At 71.6% G+C, this 4,702-nt stretch carries 2 protein-coding genes; both read left to right on the forward strand.

Annotated features, from left to right (window positions below):
• A partial coding sequence (locus tag VM95_RS37015) for a multifunctional oxoglutarate decarboxylase/oxoglutarate dehydrogenase thiamine pyrophosphate-binding subunit/dihydrolipoyllysine-residue succinyltransferase subunit (protein ID WP_045705613.1) occupies window positions 1-3,405 on the forward strand: 3,405 nt, incomplete at its 5' end.
• A 260-nt stretch (window positions 3,406-3,665) separates the two neighbouring features.
• The coding region (locus VM95_RS37020; protein WP_045705615.1) for a serine/threonine-protein kinase at window positions 3,666-4,702 on the forward strand (1,037 nt) is incomplete at its 3' end.

Below are 4,702 nucleotides of genomic sequence, written 5' to 3' on the forward strand. Positions count from 1 at the left end.
GCCCCGAAGGCCGCCGCCCCGGCGCCGGCCCCGGCCGCCGCCGGCCCCGAGCTGGTCCAGCTGCGCGGCCCGGCGAAGGCCGTCGCCACCAACATGGACGCCTCGCTGGAGGTGCCGACCGCGACCTCGGTCCGCGCCGTCCCGGCGAAGCTGTTGATCGACAACCGCATCGTCATCAACAACCACCTGCAGCGCGCCCGCGGCGGCAAGGTCTCCTTCACCCACCTGATCGGTTACGCCCTGGTCCAGGCCATCAAGGCCGCCCCGGGCATGAACCACAGCTACAAGGTGGAGGACGGCAAGGCCTACCTGGTCAAGCCGGAGCACATCAACCTCGGCCTGGCCATCGACCTGGTCAAGCCGAACGGCGACCGCCAGCTCGTCGTCGCGGCCATCAAGAAGGCCGAGACGCTCGACTTCTTCGGCTTCTGGCAGGCCTACGAGGACATCGTCCGCCGGGCCCGCGCCAACAAGCTGACCATGGACGACTTCACCGGCGTCACGGTCTCGCTGACCAACCCCGGCGGCATCGGCACCGTGCACTCCGTGCCGCGCCTGATGCAGAACCAGGGCACCATCGTCGGCGTCGGCGCCATGGAGTACCCGGCCGAGTTCCAGGGCTCCGCCCCGGAGACCCTGTCCCGCCTGGGCGTCTCCAAGATCATGACGCTGACCTCGACCTACGACCACCGCGTCATCCAGGGCGCGGCGTCCGGCGAGTTCCTGCGCGAGATCCACCGCCTGCTGCTCGGCGAGAACGGCTTCTACGACGAGATCTTCGAGTCGCTGCGGATCCCGTACGAGCCGGTCCGCTGGGCCACCGACGTCGCCACCACCCACGACGACGAGGTCAACAAGACCGCCCGCGTCATGGAGCTGATCCACGCGTACCGCGTGCGCGGCCACCTGATGGCCGACACCGACCCGCTGGAGTACAAGCAGCGCAAGCACCCCGACCTGGACGTCGTCCAGCACGGCCTCACCCTGTGGGACCTGGAGCGCGAGTTCGCGGTCGGCGGCTTCGGCGGCCAGAAGATGATGAAGCTCCGCGACATCCTCGGCCTGCTGCGCAACACCTACTGCCGCACCGTCGGCGTCGAGTACATGCACATCCAGGACCCGAAGCAGCGCAAGTGGCTGCAGGAGCGCCTGGAGAAGCCGTACACCAAGCCCGAGCGCGAGGAGCAGCTGCGGATCCTCCGCCGCCTGAACTCCGCCGAGGCCTTCGAGACCTTCCTGCAGACCAAGTACGTCGGGCAGAAGCGTTTCTCGCTGGAGGGCGGCGAGTCGCTCATCCCGCTGCTGGACGCCACCATCGACGCCGCCGCCGAGCACCGCCTCGACGAGGCCGTCATCGGCATGGCCCACCGCGGCCGCCTGAACGTGCTGGCCAACATCGTCGGCAAGCCGTACGGCAAGATCTTCGGCGAGTTCGAGGGCAACCTCGACCCGAAGTCGATGCACGGCTCCGGCGACGTCAAGTACCACCTGGGCGCCGAGGGCACCTTCACCGGCCTGGACGGCGAGACCATCAAGGTCTCGCTCGCCGCGAACCCGTCCCACCTGGAGACGGTCGACCCGGTCGTCGAGGGCATCGTCCGCGCCAAGCAGGACGTCCTGGACCAGGGCGGCACCACCTTCCCGGTGCTCCCGATCCAGGTCCACGGCGACGCGGCCTTCGCCGGCCAGGGCGTCGTCGCGGAGACCCTGAACATGTCGCAGCTGCGCGGCTACCGCACCGGCGGCACGATCCACCTCGTGGTGAACAACCAGGTCGGCTTCACCGCCGCCCCGGCGTCCTCGCGCTCGTCGATGTACTGCACCGACGTGGCCCGCATGATCGAGGCGCCGATCTTCCACGTCAACGGCGACGACCCGGAGGCCGTGGTCCGCGTCGCGCGGCTCGCCTTCGAGTTCCGCCAGGCGTTCCACAAGGACGTCGTCATCGACCTCATCTGCTACCGCCGCCGCGGTCACAACGAGGCCGACAACCCGTCGTTCACCCAGCCGCTGATGTACGACCTGATCGACAAGAAGCGCTCGGTGCGCAAGCTGTACACCGAGGGCCTGATCGGTCGCGGCGACATCACCATGGAAGAGGCGGAGCAGGCGCTCCAGGACTTCCAGGGCCAGCTGGAGAAGGTCTTCGCCGAGGTCCGCGACGCGGCCCAGGCGCCGGCCGACGCCACCGCCGGCAAGCCGGTCGCCGACTTCCCGGTCTCCATCCAGACCGGCATCTCCCAGGAGATGGTCAAGCGGATCGCCGCCTCGCAGGTCAACCTGCCGGACTGGCTGACCGTCCACCCGCGCCTGCTGCCGCAGCTGCAGCGCCGCGCCGCCTCGGTCGAGGACAACACCATCGACTGGGCGATGGGCGAGACCCTCGCCATCGGCTCGCTGCTCATGGAGGGCCACCCGGTCCGCCTGGCCGGCCAGGACAGCCGCCGCGGCACCTTCGGCCAGCGGCACGCCGTCCTGATCGACCGCAACACCGGCGAGGACTACACCCCGCTGCAGTACCTCACCGAGGACCAGGCCCGCTACACCGTCTACGACAGCCTGCTGTCGGAGTACGCGGCCATGGGCTTCGAGTACGGCTACTCGCTGACCCGCCCGAACGCGCTGGTCATGTGGGAGGCGCAGTTCGGCGACTTCGTCAACGGCGCGCAGACCATGGTGGACGAGTACATCGCCTCCGCCGAGCAGAAGTGGGGCCAGCACTCCGGCGTCACCCTGCTGCTGCCGCACGGCTACGAGGGCCAGGGGCCGGACCACTCGTCCGCCCGCCCGGAGCGCTTCCTCCAGCTGTGCGCGCAGGACAACATGACGGTCGCCATGCCGACCCTGCCGTCGAACTACTTCCACCTGCTGCGCTGGCAGGCGCACAACCCGCACCACAAGCCGCTCGTCGTCTTCACCCCGAAGTCGATGCTGCGTCTGAAGGCCGCGGCGAGTGCGACCGAGGAGTTCCTGTCCGGCTCGTTCCGCCCGGTCATCGGCGACACCACCGTCGACCCGGCGCAGGTCCGCAAGGTCGTCATCACCGCCGGCAAGTTCTACTACGACCTCGAGGCGGCCCGGACGGAGCGCGGCATCACCGACACCGCCATCGTCCGGATGGAGCGGCTCTACCCGCTGCCGGTGGCCGAGCTCCAGGAGGAGCTGGCCCGCTACGGCGACGACGTCCAGTTCATCTGGGCGCAGGAGGAGCCGGCCAACCAGGGTGCCTGGCCGTTCATCGCGATGAACCTGGTCGACCACCTGCAGGTCGTGATCGGCCGCACCGGCGGCGACGCCCGTCTGCGCCGCGTCGCCCGCACGGCCTCCTCGGCCCCCGCGGTCGGCTCGGCCAAGCGCCACGCCGCCGAGCAGGCGGCCCTGGTGGACGAGGTCTTCGCGCTCTGAGCACGCCGAGAGCTCCGGGACACCGGCTCTGACGCCCGCGGCCCCCGTCCTCCCGATCCGGGAGGACGGGGGCCGCGGGCGTTCGCGGTTGACGGGTCCGCGTCCGCGCTGTTCACGGTTGTGCAACCAATGCGCACCCACGGTGCGCGGGATCCTGACGGATCGATAGGTTATGCCTCGCCGGACCGCCGCCCCGCGCCCGTCACCGCGCGCCGCCCGCGGTCCCGGCCGACCTCACCGCTCAACCAGGGGGATCCCACATGACCGCCGACAGCCCCTCCGACGCCGGCAACCTCCCACCGGTCTTCCAGCCGCTCCTCCCGGACGACCCCCGGGAGGTCGGCGGCTACCGGCTGTACGCCCGGCTCGGCGCCGGCGGCATGGGCCGGGTCTACCTCTCGTACACCCCGGGCGGGCGCCCGGTCGCGCTCAAGGTGGTGCGCCCGGAGTTCGCCGAGGACGGCGAGTTCCGCCGCCGCTTCGCCCAGGAGGTCAGCAACGCCCAGCGCATCCACGGCCTCTACACCGCCCAGGTGATCGACTCCGGCGGCCTGGACTCGGACGCCCCCTGGCTGGTCACCGCGTACGTCCCCGGCCCGTCGCTGCAGCAGGTGGTGCGCGAGCACGGCGCCCTGCCGGTGCGCACCGTGCTGCTGCTGATGGGCGGCATCGCCGAGGCGCTGCAGGCCATCCACAGCGTCGAGGTGGTCCACCGCGACCTGAAGCCCGCCAACGTGCTGGTCGCCGGGGACGGCCCGCGGGTGATCGACTTCGGCATCGCCCGGGCCGCCGACGCCACCGCGCTGACCGGCACCGGCTACCGGATCGGCTCCCCCGCCTTCATGGCCCCCGAGCAGGCCCAGGGCCGGGCCGTCACCCCGGCCACCGACGTCTTCGCGCTCGGCGCGCTGGCCGCCTACGTGGCCGGCGGCAGCGCGCCGTTCGGCGACGGGCCGGACACCGCGGTGCTCTACCGGGTGGTGCACGAGGAGGCGGACCTGACGGCCGTCCCGGCCGACCTGCGCGAGCTGATCCAGCGCTGCCTGGCGAAGTCCCCCGAGGACCGCCCGAAGCCCGCCGAGATCATCCAGGTGGCCCGCAACCACCCGGAGGTCGGCGGCCAGCTGCGGTTCGGCGAGGACTGGCTGCCGCGCCAGGTCAACACCGAGATCACCCGCCGCTCGGACCTGCCGAAGACACCGCCCACCCCGGCGCCCGCCGCCCCCGCGGCGCCGCCCGCCCCGGCCGTGCCGCCCCCGCCCGCCGCCGCGCCGACCCACCCGGCCACCGTGGCCGC

Origin of the sequence: Streptomyces rubellomurinus (assembly GCF_000961885.1) — a bacterium.
In the GTDB taxonomy this organism is placed as follows: domain Bacteria; phylum Actinomycetota; class Actinomycetes; order Streptomycetales; family Streptomycetaceae; genus Kitasatospora; species Kitasatospora rubellomurina.